The following is a 14,257-nucleotide window of genomic DNA, read 5'->3' on the forward strand; positions in this document are numbered from 1 at the left end:
GGGGGCGTGGGCTCAGCGGCCCAGGAGCTGCAGCGCGGTCATGCCCGCCCAGCCCAGCAGCCACAGGGCCAGCAGGCGCCGGTACACGCGCTGGTACGCGGCCTTGCGCGTCTTGTGCCGGAACACCACCTGCGCCAGCCCCGAGCCCAGGGCCCCGCCCCAGGCTTCCAGGCGGTGCAACCCGGCTTCGGGGGTGCGGCGGCGCCCGCCCTGGGCCCGCCTCTTGTCCTGCCACACCGCCACAAAGGCGGCCAGCCCCCACAGCAGCTGCCAGACCACGAACAGCCGGAAGGCCAGCGCCAGGACGTCCGGCAGGGCCACGTTACTGCAGGGTGCGCGGCAGCGCCTGGGTGGGCGCGATCTTTTTCGGCTCGCGGAACTCGATGTTTTCCCACTCGCCCTCTTCAATCACCTGCAGCGCCGGGTTCAGCGCCTGGAAGTGGGCCACCACCGCCTGCACCAGATCGTCGGGCGTGCTGGCGGCGCTGGTAATCCCAATAGAGCGCACGCCGCTCAGATTCAGCCCTGCGAGGTCGGCGGCGGTTTCCAGACGCTCGGCGCGGCCACAGGTGTCAGCGGCCAGTTCCAGCAGCCGCATGCCGTTGCTGGAATGCGTGCTGGTGAGCACCAGAAACAGGTCCACATGCGGCGCAATGGCCTTGACCGCGTCCTGGCGGTTCTTGGTGGCGTAGCACAGGTCCTCGCTGGGAGGCACCACCAGCCTGGGAAAGCGCGCCTTCAGAATCTCCACGGTGCGCCGGGTGTCGTCCACGCTGAGGGTGGTCTGGGTGAGCACCACCAGCCGCTCGGGGTCGGGCACCTGCACGGTGTGGGGGTCGTGCAGCCCCTCGCCGCTTTTGCCCAGCACGCCCACCAGAATGGTCTGCTCGGGCGCCTCGCCGCGTGTGCCGATCACTTCCTGGTGGCGGGCGCTGTCGCCGATCAGCAGGATCGTGTAGCCCTCGCGGGCGTATTTCTTGGCCTCGGTGTGCACCTTGGTCACCAGGGGACAGGTGGCGTCAATGGTGCTCAGGCCCAGGGCGCGCGCCCGCTCGCGCACGGCGGGGCTGATGCCGTGGGCGCTGAACACCACGGTGTCGCCGCCGGCCGGCAGGGCCTCGATGTCATTCAGGTCTTCCACGAAATGCACGCCGTGGCGCTGCTGCAGCCGCTCCACGACGGTGTGGTTGTGCACGATAGAGTGGTAGACCGTGACCGGCTTGTCTTCGGTCAGTGCGGCTTTTTCCACCGCCTGAATCGCCATAACCACCCCCGCGCAAAAGCCCCGGGGCTTGGCCAGATGCAGCCGCTCAACCACGGCGGACCCGGTGGGAACGGAACTGGGAGGGAGGGACAGCCAACATGGGCCACAGTGTAGTGCCCGGCCGCGCCCTACACCGTGCGCTGCCGCCCCAGTTCAGCAGGGGCCGCCCCGGTCCAGGGTGCCAGGAGTCAGGCCGCCAGGAGTCAGGGTCGGCGCAGCCAGCGTTCCAGGGGCACCGGGGCACTGCTGCTGCGCCAGACGGTCTCGAAGCTCGCCTCCTGCTCGGCCACGGCGGCCGGGTCGCTGGTCGCCAGGGCCGCCTCGGCCAGCCCCAGGGTGCCCCAGGCGCTGAAATGGTAGTTCATGCTGCCCACCACCACCATCTGGCGGTCCACGGTCAGCGCCTTGGTGTGCATGGCAAAGTCCACGTAGCGCGCCTCAAAGCGCTCGTCGGGGATGCCGCGCCGCCGCATTTCGCGGCGCAGCAGCGCCACGCCCGTGCGGTTGGCCGGGGCCCCCACGCCGTAGTTCACGGCCAGCAGCCGCACCTGCACGCCGCGTTCCAGGGCCGACATGACGGCCCCGAAATACACGGGCAGGTCCTCGAACGCGCAGCCTTCGGGGTGCAGGTAGCCGTACCAGCACGCCAGCCCCGGGCTGAAATCGGCCTGCATAAGGTCAATGCTGCGCTGGGCGGCGCCCAGCAGGGCCAACTGCACGTCGTCGGCCATCTGCTCGCCCCCGGGGCGGCGGTAGAGCAGCCACGCGCGCGCCTGGCCCGCTGGCTGGGCCTGGGCGGCGGCCGGGGGGTGGCTGGGCGCGGGGGCCGGGCCCAGGGTGCAGGCCGCCGCCACCTCTTCGGGCGCCACCTGGGGCGGGCACTGCAGGGCCTCGCTGCGGCGCCACAGGTCGTCAAAGGCCGCCACGCCCGCCTGCGCCACCGGACCGCGCAGCCGCAGGCCCAGGTCGTGCAGGTTGCGCCCGCCCGGCTGCGTGGCGGGCAGGTGCCACACCGTGAAGTTGAACCCGGCCGCCGTGACGTCCTCGCCGTCAATGACATGCAGCTTGACGTGGCTGTGCGGAAAGGAAGCGTAGTTCAGCAGGGTCACGGTCCAGCCCCGCGCGGGGTCGGCGAACGGCACCCCGGCGGCGCGCAGGTCGCGGGCCAGGGTCAGCAGCGGCTCGGGGGGACCGGGCGGGCCCAGCTGGGGCACGCCGCCCAGCAGCAGGCGCACCGTCAGGCCGTCCGGGTAGGCGCCGGGCGTGGCCTGCAGGCGGCGATACAGCGCCCCCACCGCCTGCGCCAGCGTCCAGCCGGGGCGGCCCTCGCCGCCCTGCCACTCCATGCTGGTCAGCAGCACCTCGCGCCGCGCGCCTTCGACCTGCCGCGCGATCTGGCTGAAGGCGTCTTCCGGGGTGTCCAGGTCCTGTGGCGTGCGCAGGTAACCCACGAACGCGTTGCCGCACGACACGTCACTGCCGCCCCGGGCACGCACAACGTTCCACACCGCCCGCTCCAGGGGCATGGTCGGCGGCGGGCAGGCGTCCTGGGGCCAGTTCACCACCACGGGCGGGCGGGCGGGCCCCAGGGCCGGGGCCACGGCGCCGGCCCCGGCCGCCAAGGCCCATATCCCCATCACTGCCCACCACCGCTTCATGCGCCGCGCAGCCTAGAGCATTTGCACGCGCCCGTGCGCCGCAACTGCCACCAGAGCCCTGAGCCGGGGCAGAACAGCCTGGGGGACAGGGGAGAGCGGGGCCGCCTTGAAAGGAGCAGGCCGCCAGAGGTCGTCCCCTGGCGGCCCGTCCTTCGCGGCCTTCAGTCCACGACCTGAAAGCCCAGCTTCTGCGCCTGATCCACGAAGAAATTGATGTTCTCGGTCAGCGTCTGCGGGCCCAGGCTCTTGCGCCAGTGCTCGCCCGTGGCGGCAATAATCAGGGTTTCGGCCAGGCAGGCGGGCACCTGCCCTTCGCCAAACTGCAGGTCAATGTTGCTGGTCATGCCGCCGGGGGGGCGCACCACGCCGCCCGGAATCACGCGCACGCCGGGCAGGGTCAGCACGCTGTCGTCCACATCGGCGGGGCGGCCCTCATCGAAAATCCAGGCGCCGGGTTTGACGTGCTGCGGAAAGATGACGGGGTTGGGATCGCTGGTGGCACTGAAGATCAGGTCCGCTTCCTTCAGGGGCTCGTAGCTGGTGGTGGTGATGATCTCGGTGTCCTTGGCCGCGCGGCGCAGGGTGGCGGCGCTGCGTTCCAGGCGCTCCAGGTCGCGCCCCACCATGATCAGCTTGCCCACCTGCGGGGCAATGGTGCGCGCAATGCCAAAGGCCACCACGCCGTTGGCCCCCACCACCCCGGCCGCCGCGTCCTTGAGGTTGCGGCCCTGCGCCGCAAAGTGCTCCAGAATGCCGGGAATCGCTGCCTTGATGGTGCCCGAGGTGTACGCCCCGCCGTTGGTCACGGTGATGTCCGGCACGGCCGCCTGCACGTCCACGCCCTTGTTGCCCACCACCGACCAGAAGGCGCCCAGCCCGAAGACCTCGGCCCCCAGTTCCTGGGCCAGCCGCGCGCCCTCAATGGCGCGGCGGGTGGCCAGCTCTGGCTGGTCACGGAACACGTCGGGCAGCAGGGGGCTGGAAAGCAGATAACAGCGAATGCGCTTGCCGTCAGTGGTGCGAATGCCGTGCAGTTCCCCCACCTTCATGGGCCGCATGCTCTCGGCCAGTTGGCGCACGCCCTTTTCGCTGATGACGCCCCGCTCCACCAGGGGGCGCAGCCACGCAAAGCGCCGCGCACTCCAGAAGTTTTCCAGGGTCATGGGATGAATCATGAAGGCGGCCACCACCTCGTCGGGGCGGCGCCCGGCCAGTGGCACCGGCTCGCCCAGACGGGGTTCGGTGCCGTCCAGCAGGCGGCCCAGGTTCTCCTTGAAGCGCCAGGTGGCGGCCACCAGCAGCGCCAGGGCGCCCAGTTTGGCAGCCGGTCCCAGCGGCAGCAGGGCCACCGCCAGCGCAAAGGCCAGCAGGCCGGCCAGCGTCGCTGCGCTCACAAAGCCCCAGTACCCGGCGACCCCGGCATACACCACCACGGGCAGCGCCGCCACCCACAGCGGCACGGCGCCCGTGACCGCCAGCGCCGAGAGCACCCCCAGCAGCAGCAGGTTGCCCCGGCCACGCGGCGGGGTCTGCCCGTACAGGGCGCGGGGCGGGTTCAGGTGCCCCAGGTACGCCGCCAGCGCCGCCAGGACCGTGACCTCCGGGCGGCCCAGGCTGGAGGCCATCAGCACCGCCACGAAGCCCTTGGCGGCGTCCAGCAGCGCGCTCAGCAGCGCCAGCCGGGGGCCCACAAGGTGCAGAACATTCTCGACCCCCAGGTTATGGGCATTGGTCATGCGGACATTGACGCCCGCGCGGGACAGCAGCGTCTGCCCGGCAGGCAACGTGCCCACCAGAAACGCCACGAGCAGCAGCAGGGCCGAAAGAAACACCATTTCGCCATTGTAGGGGAGGGGGAAGTGGGTGGTGGGGCGTGGTCAGTGGTGGGTAAGCCGGGCAGGCCCCTGCCCACGCCGCCGGGGCCAGCAGATGCTGCGGGGTGCACCGTTCCCCCAGAACCGGCACTCAGGCGGGGCCGGAAAGGCCCACCGGCACGCTGGACTTCACGCGGCAGGGAGAAGGAACCGTCCTCCTGCTCAGCGCAGGCTCTCTCTCCACTCCCTACTTCCCACTGACCCCTTACCCCCCACCGCCCTTCAGATGCTGCGTTTCCCACACCAGATCGCGCAGCACCCAGCCGCTGCCGGAAAAGCGCAGGCCCAGGCGCAGTTCGCCCAGCAGGTAGTCGCGCACGTCGGCCAGGGGGGTGCCCTGCTCCACCGCGTCGGCCAGGGTGCGCTCGCCGTCGAGCATGCGCGCCACCGGGTGCAGGGCGGCGCGCTGCTTTGTGGGCTGCAGCTTCAGGCGCTGCCACTCGAAGCGGCCCCGGGGCTCCAGCACGCCCTCACGCACATTCTGGGCCACCGTCTGGGCCACCTGAAACAGCGGCATCTCGGCGCTGATGGCCGCCGAGCGCACCGAGCGCCCGCCCGGAATGTCAAACAGCGGCACGCGGCCCTCAAAGACCTGACTGGGGCTGCCGATCACCTGACACACCTGTATCCACTCGTCGCTCAGGCGGGCCCAGTCGGTGGAAAAGTGGCCGTAGGGCCCCAGCGGCGCGCCCGTGACGGCGCGGGGCGAGAACATGAACATGCCGGCGTCCACCAGTAGGGGGCAGGCCTGAATGGCCTCGGTGCCCAGCCAGTCCAGAATGCCCCCCGACACGATCTCGCCGCCCACAAAAGCCACGGTGAACGGCACGTCCGCCTGAACCTCCAGCACCCCGGTCTGACGGGTCGTGTGAATGAGCTCAAGTACACCCAGAAGCGGAACGTCGCTCAGAAGCCCTTGCATGGATGAGCGCACGGTACCATCTTTCGGTCAGCCCCGCGCCTCTGCACCTGAAGGGTGGGTCAGCTGCCCTGCATGGCCCCCTGCAGGTCCGCCCAGGCGCCGCCCAGTTCATGGGCCACGTCCGTGGCGCCCAGCCCATAGCCAAAGGTCTGCGCGGCGCGCTCCCCAGCACGGGCATGCAGGCGCACGCCCACCCGGGCGGCCTCGGCGGGGCCCAGCCCCTGGGCCAGCAGCGCGGCCAGCAGCCCCGAGAGGGTGTCGCCCATGCCGCCGCTGGCCATCCCCGGATGCCCCCCGCGCGAGACATTGAGGCCGTCTTCACCAGCCACCACGCTGGGGCCGCCTTTGAGCACCACCACGCCGCCCAGCCGGGTCTGCAGGGCGCGGGCCGCCGCCAGCGGATCGCGGGTAATGTCCGGGGTGCCCACGCCCAGCAGCCGCGCGGCCTCGCCGGGGTGGGGGGTCCACACGCAGCGGGCGTGGCCCTGCCCGGCCAGTTCGGGTTGCAGGGCGTCGGCGTCCAGAACGGTGGGCAGCCCCCAGGCGAGCACCTGCCGGGCGTGGTCGGCCGCCCCAGGCCCCAGGCCCATCCCCAGCGCCACGGCGTCAGGCCGTTCGGGCGGCCCGGCGCCCTCCAGAAAGGCGCCCAGGTCCGGGTGGCGGCGGATCATCAGTTCGGGGAAGAGCAGCGGGAGCTCCGCCGCCGAGTGCACCGTCACCAGCCCGGCCCCGGCGCGCAGGGCGCCCAGGCCCGCCAGCAGCGGCGCGCCGGCGGTGCCCGGGTGCCCGCCTACGATCCACACGCGTCCGGCCGTGCCCTTGTGGGCGTCGGCGGTGCGCACCGGCAGGTGGGCAGCCAAGTCGGCGTCGCCCGGGCGCGTCGCCACCGCCTCGGCCAGGGCCCAGCCGGGCGGCAGCCGCAGCGGGGCCACGGCCACCCGTCCGGCGCTCGCAGCGGCGGGGCCAAACAGCAGCGCGGGCTTGGGGCCACTGAAGGTCACCGTTACGTCGGCCTGCACGCTCTGGTCGGCCCCGGCCAGCTCGGCCTGCAGGCCACTGGGGAGGTCCAGGCTCAGCACAGCGGCGCCCCGTGCCCGCGCGGCGTTCACGGCCTGAATAATCGTCGCCAGCGCCGGGCGCAGCGGGGGCTGAAAGCCGGTGCCCAGCAGGCCGTCCACCACCACCGTGCCCGCGCCTGCCCGCCGGCCCAGGGCGGCTGGGGTGAGGGCCGCCGTCTGGCCGCCCACCGCCCGCCAGCGCCGCCGGTTGACCCGGGTTAGCGGGTGGCGGGCCGGCAGGGCCAGCACGGTGGCTGGCACCCCCAGCGCCAGCAGGTGCCGCGCGGCCACAAAGGCGTCGCCGCCGTTGGCGCCCCCGCCCGCCAGCAGCAGGACCACCCGGCCGGGAAAGGCGCGCGCCAGTTCATCGGCCGCCGCGCGCCCGGCCTCTTCCATGGCGAGGTCCAGCAGGCCGGCCGCCGCCAGGCGCGCGTCCAGGCGCCGCACGCCGTCCGGGGTCAGCACGGCCTCGCCGCCGGTCGCCAGGGTTCCGGTCATCTCAGCCGCCACGCAGGGCGAGGTACACGATCAGGCCCAGGCCCGCCAGGAGCCCCCAGCGGAGGTTGCGCAGCGCCGGGCTGGCGGCGAAGCGCTCTTTCATCTCGGCGTCGGTGTCGTCCTTGGAGCGTTTCATGGCGAGGCGCTGGCCCCGGCGAATGCTGCGCACGCCCTCGGCCACCTTGCCCTGGCGGCGCAGGGCCACGCCCAGGTTGTGGTGCCCGCCGTCGTAGTCGGGGTTGAGGCGCAGCACCTCGCGGTAGACAGCTTCGGCCTGGGCAAAGCGCCCGGCTTCCATGTCCAGGTTGCCCAGGTTGGTCAGGGCGCGGTAGTGGCCGGGGTCGGCCACTCGGGCCTCGTCCAGCACGCGCCGGGCGTCGTCGGCCTCGCCGCGTACCGCGTACAGCACGCCCTGCATGTTCAGGGCCTCGGCCCGGGTGAGCGGCAGGGTCAGCGCCCCCAGGAGCCGCTCTTTCAGCGCCGCCGGCTCCGTTTCCTTCTGGCTGCCCTCCAGCGCATTCAGCGCCGCCAGCACCTCGTCAGGCGGCACCTGCGCGCGCAGCCCGGCCAGCAGCGGCTCGCCCTCAGCGTCGTCCAGGGCCCGCCGGTATTCGCCCAGGGCCCGCCGGGCCGAGGGGTAGCGCCGGGCGCGCACGGCGTCCTGCACCCCGTCCAGCGCGCCCAGGGCCTCCTGCACGGCCGCCGTCTCGCCCGCCAGCCGCGCCGTGATGGCCGCGCGGCGCCAGTCGCCTGCCGCCACCAGGTCCCGGACTGGGGGCAGCGCCGGGGCGTCTGACGGCCCACTCATGCCGGGCCCCGGGGGCAGCGAACGGGCAACCAGACGACCACGGCTCCTAAGCGACTCACGCGCCGAGTATACTGACGCGTTTCCGGCAGGCCGCTGCACGTCCGTTCCCTGATGGGCGGCGCTGGCGGCCCTCCCGGTCACGCCCCACTGACCCATGTCCCACCCTGACCCCACCCCGCGCGACCCTGCCCTGGCGCCGCTGTATTCCCCGGCGCGCGTGCGCGAATTGCTGACGCGCCACGGCCTGAAGCCCACCAAGAGCCTGGGCCAGAACTTTCTGATTGACGGCAACATCCTGCGCGCCATTGCCGAGGCGGGCGGCGCCGAAAGCGGCGTGCCCGTGCTGGAAATTGGCCCCGGCCTGGGCGTGCTGACCCAGGAAATCGCCCGCCGGGGCGCCCAGGTCACCACCCTGGAAAAGGACGAGCGCCTGCGCCCGGTCCTGAGTGAGACCCTGGACGGGCTGGACGTGCAGATTATCTGGGGCGACGCCCTGGACTTCGATTACGCCTCGCTGCCGGCCGGCACGCGCGTGATCGCCAACCTGCCCTACTACATCACGGGGCTGCTGCTGTCGCGCTTTATGCGCTCACCCGGCATCGTGAGCGCCACGGTGCTGGTGCAAAAGGAAGTGGCGCAGCGCCTCGCGGCCAAGCCCGGCAGCGACAACTACGGCTTCCTGAGCGCCATCGCCTCGCTGTACGGCACCGTGCGCCATGTGCGCGACGTGCCCAAGGGCGCCTTTTTTCCCGCGCCGGACGTGACCAGCAGCGTGGTGCGGCTGGACTTTGACCGCACCCGCCCGGCCCCCCAGCCCGAGTTCCTGCACTTTGTGGAAACCGCGCTGCACCACCGCCGCAAGACCCTGCGCAACAACCTGCGCCTGGGCGGCTTTGAGGGCGCGGCCATTGACGAGGCCCTGGCATCGGGCGGCCTGCGGGCCGACGTGCGCGCCGAGGACGTGGCCCTGGGTGACCTGCGTGACATGGCCGTCAAACTGGGCGTGGTACGGTAGTTGCACGCGTTTTTACCGCCATGATCGCCCTGTTTGTGCTCACGGAGGGCCCTGTGCGCCCTGGAGGTTTATGAAGTTCTACGTTATCGGCGACGTGACCGTCGACCATCTGTACCACCTGCGCCGCCTGCCCAAGCCGGGCGAGGAAGTCACGCCCACGCAGGCCAGCATGAAGCCCGGCGGTGCGGGCGGCACCATCAGCGTGACCCTGGCCCGGCTGGGCCACACCGTCACCCTGGCCGCCCGCGTGGGCACCGATCCTTTTGCCGAATACGCCCTGAGCCACGTTCGGGGCAGCGGCGTGCTGGAAGGCGCCATTCAGCGCGACCCCGAACGCCTGACCAGCACCATTACCGTGATGCAGACCGCCAGCGGCGAGCGCGCCATGATCAGCCACGGCGCCGCCAACCGCCAGCTGGACCCGGCGGGCCTGAAGGTGGGGGACATTGAAGGCTCGGACGCCCTGATCATCAACGCCTACGCCCTCACCGAGGGGCCGCAGCGCGAGTACACCCTGGCGGCCATCCGTGCCGCCCAGGGCGCCAAGAAACCCGTGCCCGTGTTTATTGACCTGGGCACCGGCGCCGTGAACAAGGTGGGCACCTCGCTGCTGGGCGACGTGATCGCCGCCGACTACCTGATGCTTAACCAGCACGAGTTGCAGGCCCTGACCGGCACCGGCTCAATCAGCGCGGCCCTGGCCCAGCTGGGCGCGGCCGGCGCGCAGCGGGTGGTGGTGAAGGTGGGCAAGATGGGCTCGATCACCTGGACCCCCACCGAAACCGAACTGGTGGACGCCATTCGCCCTGAGGGGCAGGTCGTGGATTCCACGGGGGCCGGCGATACCTTCACGGCCACCTTCGCCCACGCGGTCCTGAACGGGGCCGGCATGTCCGAAGCGGCGCGCGCCGCCAACGCCGCCGGGGCCCTGGCCGCCACCGGCATTGGCGCCCAGGAGCGCCCCATCACCCCCGCCGATCTGGCCGAGGTGCTGCCCGGTGTGGCGGTGCCCGCGCCCGCCCCGGCCCCCAAGGCCACCCGTGGCCGCAAGAGCACGGCCGGGTAAGAGGAGAGAGGGTGGTGTCCGCCTGGCCGGTCTGGCTGGGCGGCGCTTTTTTTGGCTATGGGCTGTGGGCCATGGGCCATGAGGAAAGGCGCATGGGTTCTTGGCCCAGCAGCGGCGTTTTCCGGGAACGGAATGGGTGCCCGCAGCAGCCAGGGGTGCGGGCAGCCTTGGAAGGCGATGGTTGGGCCCGTGGGTGAAACAGGCCGCCGTTGCTGGCCCAGAGCTCATGGCTCATAGCCCAGGGCTCATGGCCCCTCTCCCACAGCCCCCCGCTGTACCCTGCTCCCGTGACCTACAACCCAGACTTCCCCACCGTTCGCCGCCCGGTGTATGCCCGCCGGGGCATGGTCGCCACCTCGCAGCCGCTGGCCGCCCAGGCCGGACTCTGGGCGCTGCAGCAGGGGGGCAACGCGGTGGACGCCGCCATTGCCACCGCCGCCGCCCTCACCGTGGTCGAGCCCACCAGCAACGGAATCGGCGGCGACCTGTTCGCCCTGGTGTGGGCGGGGGGCGAACTGCACGGCCTGAACGCCAGCGGCGCGGCCCCCGCTGCCCTCAGTCTGGACGTGCTGGCAGCGCAGCACGGCGGCCAGATGCCCCGCTTCGGCTGGACCCCGGTCACGGTGCCCGGCGCCGTGCGCGGCTGGGCAGACCTGCACGCCCGCTTTGGCCGCCTGGACTTTGAACTGGTCCTGACCCCCGCCATCCGGTACGCCGAGGAGGGCTATCCGCTTTCCCCTGTTCTGGCCGCCAACTGGGCGCGCGCCGCAGGAATTTACCGCCGCCTGAACCGCCCTGACATGGCCGAGTGGTTTGCCACCTTCCTGCCCGGCGACTTTGCGCCCGCGCCCGGCGCCCTGTGGCGTTCGCCCGGCCACGCGCGGACCCTGCGCGAGATTGCCCGAACGAACGGCGCGGCCTTTTACGAGGGTGACCTGGCCGCGCAGATGGACACCCACGCCCGCGCCGGGGGCGGCTTCCTGACGGGGGCCGACCTTGCCGCGCACCGCAGCGAATGGGTGACGCCCATTCACACCGAGTTTGACGGCCACCGCATTTACGAGATTCCGCCCAACGGCCAGGGCATTGCGGCCCTGATTGCCCTGAATGTGCTCTCGGGCGTGGACCTGCCCGCGCGGCGCGATGATCCCCAGGGGCTGCACCTGCAGATTGAGGCGATGAAGCGCGGCTTTCACGACGCCCACAGCTACGTGGCCGACCCGCGTCAGGTGCCCGTGGACGTGGCGGGGCTGCTGTCCAGCGGCAATGCGCAGGCCCACCGCGCCCACCTGGGGGGGCGCGCCCACGACCCCCAGACCCGCGCGCCCAGCACTGGCGGCACGGTGTACCTCGCGGCGGCCGACGAGGACGGCGGCATGGTCAGCCTGATCCAGAGCAACTACATGGGCTTTGGCAGCGGCGTGGTGGTGCCCGGCACCGGCATCGCCCTGCACAACCGGGGCCACAACTTCCACACCGACCCCACCCACCCCAATGCCCTGGCGCCGGGCAAGCGGCCGTACCACACGATCATCCCGGGCTTTCTGGGCCGCACCGACGGCACCCCGGTGGGCCCCTTTGGCGTGATGGGCGGCTTCATGCAGCCTCAGGGGCACCTGCAGGTGGTGCTGAACACCGTGCGCTACGGCATGAACCCCCAGCAGGCCCTGGACGCCCCGCGCTGGCAGTGGCTGGACGGGCTGCGTGTGGAGGTCGAACCCAGCCTGGGCGAGGGGCTGACCCGCGAGCTGATCGCCCGGGGCCACAGCGTGACCGTGCAGCCCGAGGCCGGTTCGTTCGGCCGGGGCCAGATGATCCGCCGCGACCCCGTGAGCGGCGTGCTGGAAGGCGGCACCGAAACCCGAACCGACGGCCACATCGCGGTGTGGTGAGCGGCGCGGCGAAAGTCGCTTGAGGCATGGACAGGAGACAGGCAGACTGCGGCCATGCGCCGCGCTTTGCTGCTCCTCCCCTTGCTCCTGACCTGGGCCCGTGCGGGCGGAACCGAACCCATTGCACGCGCCGACGTGCTGCGCTGGGTGCCGGGGGTCGTGCGGGCCTCGGTGAGCGCCGTTGACCCGGCGAGGCTGGAATCCTACACCGCCAAACTGCAGGTGAACGTCCGGGGTGCCCCGGTTCAGGTCTACCTCACCACGGGGGCCAACCCGGACGCCGTGGCGCTGGGGGTGGACCGCATCAACACAGTGATGGCCTGGGTGCCGGCTGCTGTTCCCAGCCCGGCCCAGCAGGAGGCGGTGACGCGCGTGGCGCTGACCTACCTGCGGGTCTGTGCTCGCGTGAGCCCGGCGCAGGCGGCCCAGATTCAGGCCCTGGCGCGGCAGGACTGGCAGAAACAAGTGGGCTTTCAGGAGAAGTGGATTGGCCCCTTCAAACTGGGCTGGGCCGACGGCGACGGCCTGAACATTGGTGACAAGGACCGCGCGGGCATGACCGCCGACTGGCCCGCCGCGCAGAGCCGCTGCCTGTTTTCCGTGCCTACAGCGCCCGTGTGGTGAACACCATGACCTCGCTGCCCGCCTCCAGCGGCCCACCCTGAAAGGAGCCCGTGACGCGCGGGCTTTCAAATCCGGCGAAGCGCAGCAGCCACTCCATTTCAAAGCGGGTGTAATACCGCTGCGTGAGGGTGTAGTGGCGGCGCCTCAAGGTGCCGTCGGGCGCGGTGGTGTCCACATGGTACTCGGTGGTGATGTGCTGGCGGGGCCTATCGTGGCGCTGCACCAGAAAGACGTCGGTGCGGCTGCCGTCCGGGGCGTGGAAGGTTTCGCCCTCGTGGCGCACGGTGTTGGGCTTGCCAAAGCGCGGCACATACAGGTCGAACGAGAAGGTGCCGCCTGTGACCAGATGCGCGTGAATGTTCTCCAGGGCCTGCACCTGCTCATTCGGGGTGTACAGGTGCATCAGGGCGTTAAAGGGGGCGATCACCGTGGCAAAGCGGTCCTGCAGCCCAAAGGTGCGCGCGTCCCCCTGCACGTAGCGCACCGCCAGCCCCTCCTGCGCTGCGCGCCCCTGCGCCCGCTCAATCATGCGCGCGCTGGGCTCCAGCCCGGTGATCGCCACCCCCCGCCGCGCCAGAAAGGTGGTCACCCGCCCCGTGCCCGACCCGATCTCCAGCACCGGCCCCGCCGCCTGCTCCGCCACCCGCGCGTAGTAGTGCAGGTCGTCGCGGTACACGTCGTACTGGTGGTCGTACAGGTCGGCAAAGTCGTCGTAGTTCACAGGGAGAAGAGTAAGGGGGTTTGGGGCCATGGGCCATGAGCCATGGGGAAAAAGCAGGGAAGGTGGGCGGGACCGCTCCCTCTTTCATCCCTCCCCGCCCCAGGCTTGTCGGCTCCCCGTCTTGACCTCATGGCCCAAAGCTCATGGCCCATGGCCAAAAAAACACCGCCCCCCCAGTCCCGGGAAGGCGGCAGGAACCCTCTGGCCCCTCAGTTCACCCGCACGCTGTTGGCCAGGGTGCGCACCACGGCCTCGTTTTTCGAGTAGTCCTTGAGGTTGCCGGCAATGGTGACCACCAGCATGCGCCCGCCCGCGCTGGTGACCATCAGCTCGCGGCGCAGTTCGTCGCCCTGGCCCGGGGTGGTGAACACGAACTGGGCCCACGGCGCGCCGCCCACCTGCACCAGATTGGCTTTGAGGGTCTTGATGTTCGGCACCTGGGCGCGGATGACGCCGGGGAACTGCTCGACCAGCTTGGCCACTTCGCTCTGGGCCAGCTTGCTCGTGCGCCACTCAAAGGCCACGCTGACCTTGCGGTCCTCGGTCAGGAACACGGCGTCGGGCCGGCCAGCGGCCGAGGGAAAGGCGGTGCGAATGCCGGCGGCGCTCAGGGTCAGCAGTTTGGCGTTCGGTTCAACCGTCACTGGCACGTTGCCCAGCTTCACGGGCACGGCACTGGCAAAGGTGGCCGCGCTCAGGGCCGCGGTCAGGGGTACAGAAAGGAAGCGCCTCATGTCTGTGCCACCCTACCCGCCGCAAGGTGGCTGCTCATGAACTGGGCATGAGGAATGTGCGACACTTGAAAGTTTCGGGTGAGGGCGCTGGGGCCTGGACGAGGCCAAGACAGCTCTTCTAAA

At 71.3% G+C, this 14,257-nt stretch carries 13 protein-coding genes; 4 read left to right on the forward strand and 9 right to left on the reverse strand.

Annotated elements, in window-relative coordinates; all coding sequences use genetic code 11:
- Positions 1-12 precede the first annotated feature (12 nt).
- From K7W41_RS23475 to K7W41_RS06910, 7 genes are all read right to left on the reverse strand, one after another.
- On the reverse strand, positions 13-321 hold the full coding sequence (locus K7W41_RS23475) for a DUF1294 domain-containing protein (RefSeq protein ID WP_318010899.1): 309 nt from the start codon (positions 319-321) through the stop codon (positions 13-15).
- A 1-nt stretch (position 322) separates the two neighbouring features.
- Entirely contained in the window at positions 323-1,318 is a 996-nt protein-coding gene (ispH, locus tag K7W41_RS06885) for a 4-hydroxy-3-methylbut-2-enyl diphosphate reductase (RefSeq protein WP_224606098.1), read from the reverse strand.
- 149 nt (positions 1,319-1,467) lie between these two features.
- A complete protein-coding gene (locus tag K7W41_RS06890; protein ID WP_224606100.1) occupies positions 1,468-2,922 on the reverse strand; it encodes a phospholipase D-like domain-containing protein in 1,455 nt (484 codons plus the stop codon).
- Between the two features lie 161 nt (positions 2,923-3,083).
- Positions 3,084-4,757, reverse strand: a complete 1,674-nt coding sequence (locus K7W41_RS06895; protein ID WP_224606103.1) for a glycerol-3-phosphate acyltransferase — start codon at positions 4,755-4,757, stop codon at positions 3,084-3,086.
- Between the two features lie 244 nt (positions 4,758-5,001).
- A complete protein-coding gene (locus K7W41_RS06900; RefSeq protein ID WP_224606107.1) occupies positions 5,002-5,718 on the reverse strand; it encodes a DUF4388 domain-containing protein in 717 nt (238 codons plus the stop codon).
- Positions 5,719-5,777: 59 nt separating this feature from the next.
- Entirely contained in the window at positions 5,778-7,274 is a 1,497-nt protein-coding gene (locus tag K7W41_RS06905) for an NAD(P)H-hydrate dehydratase (RefSeq protein WP_224606111.1), read from the reverse strand.
- 1 nt (position 7,275) lies between these two features.
- Complete coding sequence (locus K7W41_RS06910; protein ID WP_224606114.1) at positions 7,276-8,082, reverse strand: tetratricopeptide repeat protein; 807 nt, start codon at positions 8,080-8,082, stop codon at positions 7,276-7,278.
- A gap of 154 nt (positions 8,083-8,236) precedes the next feature.
- On the opposite strand from K7W41_RS06910, the gene rsmA reads away from it, so the two are divergent.
- From rsmA to K7W41_RS06930, 4 genes are all read left to right on the forward strand, one after another.
- Positions 8,237-9,097 carry a 16S rRNA (adenine(1518)-N(6)/adenine(1519)-N(6))-dimethyltransferase RsmA gene (gene rsmA / locus K7W41_RS06915; protein WP_224606118.1) on the forward strand — a complete coding sequence of 287 codons (861 nt, stop codon included), beginning with the start codon at positions 8,237-8,239 and terminating at the stop codon, positions 9,095-9,097.
- A gap of 70 nt (positions 9,098-9,167) precedes the next feature.
- The gene (locus K7W41_RS06920) at positions 9,168-10,163 is read left to right on the forward strand and encodes a carbohydrate kinase family protein (RefSeq protein WP_224606119.1); all 996 of its coding nucleotides are present in this window, start codon (positions 9,168-9,170) and stop codon (positions 10,161-10,163) included.
- 344 nt (positions 10,164-10,507) lie between these two features.
- Complete coding sequence (locus K7W41_RS06925; protein ID WP_224606208.1) at positions 10,508-12,055, forward strand: gamma-glutamyltransferase family protein; 1,548 nt, start codon at positions 10,508-10,510, stop codon at positions 12,053-12,055.
- A gap of 54 nt (positions 12,056-12,109) precedes the next feature.
- Positions 12,110-12,679, forward strand: coding sequence for a hypothetical protein (locus K7W41_RS06930; RefSeq protein WP_224606121.1), 570 nt, complete (start codon positions 12,110-12,112; stop codon positions 12,677-12,679).
- On the opposite strand, the gene K7W41_RS06935 is transcribed toward K7W41_RS06930, so the two are convergent.
- Positions 12,660-13,400 carry a class I SAM-dependent methyltransferase gene (locus K7W41_RS06935; RefSeq protein WP_224606123.1) on the reverse strand — a complete coding sequence of 247 codons (741 nt, stop codon included), beginning with the start codon at positions 13,398-13,400 and terminating at the stop codon, positions 12,660-12,662. The genes K7W41_RS06930 and K7W41_RS06935 overlap by 20 nt on opposite strands.
- 209 nt (positions 13,401-13,609) lie before the next feature.
- Positions 13,610-14,134 carry a hypothetical protein gene (locus K7W41_RS06940; protein WP_224606124.1) on the reverse strand — a complete coding sequence of 175 codons (525 nt, stop codon included), beginning with the start codon at positions 14,132-14,134 and terminating at the stop codon, positions 13,610-13,612.
- Positions 14,135-14,257: the final 123 nt, after the last annotated feature.

The organism is Deinococcus multiflagellatus, from assembly GCF_020166415.1.
Lineage (GTDB): Bacteria > Deinococcota > Deinococci > Deinococcales > Deinococcaceae > Deinococcus > Deinococcus multiflagellatus.

Coding starts and splice junctions, on each gene's coding strand:
- K7W41_RS06940 (WP_224606124.1), bottom strand. CDS start 14,134: ATGAGGCGCTTCCTTTCTGTACCCCTGACCGCGGCCCTGAGCGCGGCC.
- K7W41_RS06910 (WP_224606114.1), bottom strand. CDS start 8,082: ATGAGTGGGCCGTCAGACGCCCCGGCGCTGCCCCCAGTCCGGGACCTG.
- K7W41_RS06930 (WP_224606121.1), top strand. CDS start 12,110: ATGCGCCGCGCTTTGCTGCTCCTCCCCTTGCTCCTGACCTGGGCCCGT.
- K7W41_RS06925 (WP_224606208.1), top strand. CDS start 10,508: ATGGTCGCCACCTCGCAGCCGCTGGCCGCCCAGGCCGGACTCTGGGCG.
- K7W41_RS06905 (WP_224606111.1), bottom strand. CDS start 7,274: ATGACCGGAACCCTGGCGACCGGCGGCGAGGCCGTGCTGACCCCGGAC.
- rsmA (WP_224606118.1), top strand. CDS start 8,237: ATGTCCCACCCTGACCCCACCCCGCGCGACCCTGCCCTGGCGCCGCTG.
- K7W41_RS06890 (WP_224606100.1), bottom strand. CDS start 2,922: ATGAAGCGGTGGTGGGCAGTGATGGGGATATGGGCCTTGGCGGCCGGG.
- K7W41_RS06900 (WP_224606107.1), bottom strand. CDS start 5,718: ATGCAAGGGCTTCTGAGCGACGTTCCGCTTCTGGGTGTACTTGAGCTC.
- K7W41_RS06895 (WP_224606103.1), bottom strand. CDS start 4,757: ATGGTGTTTCTTTCGGCCCTGCTGCTGCTCGTGGCGTTTCTGGTGGGC.
- K7W41_RS06920 (WP_224606119.1), top strand. CDS start 9,168: ATGAAGTTCTACGTTATCGGCGACGTGACCGTCGACCATCTGTACCAC.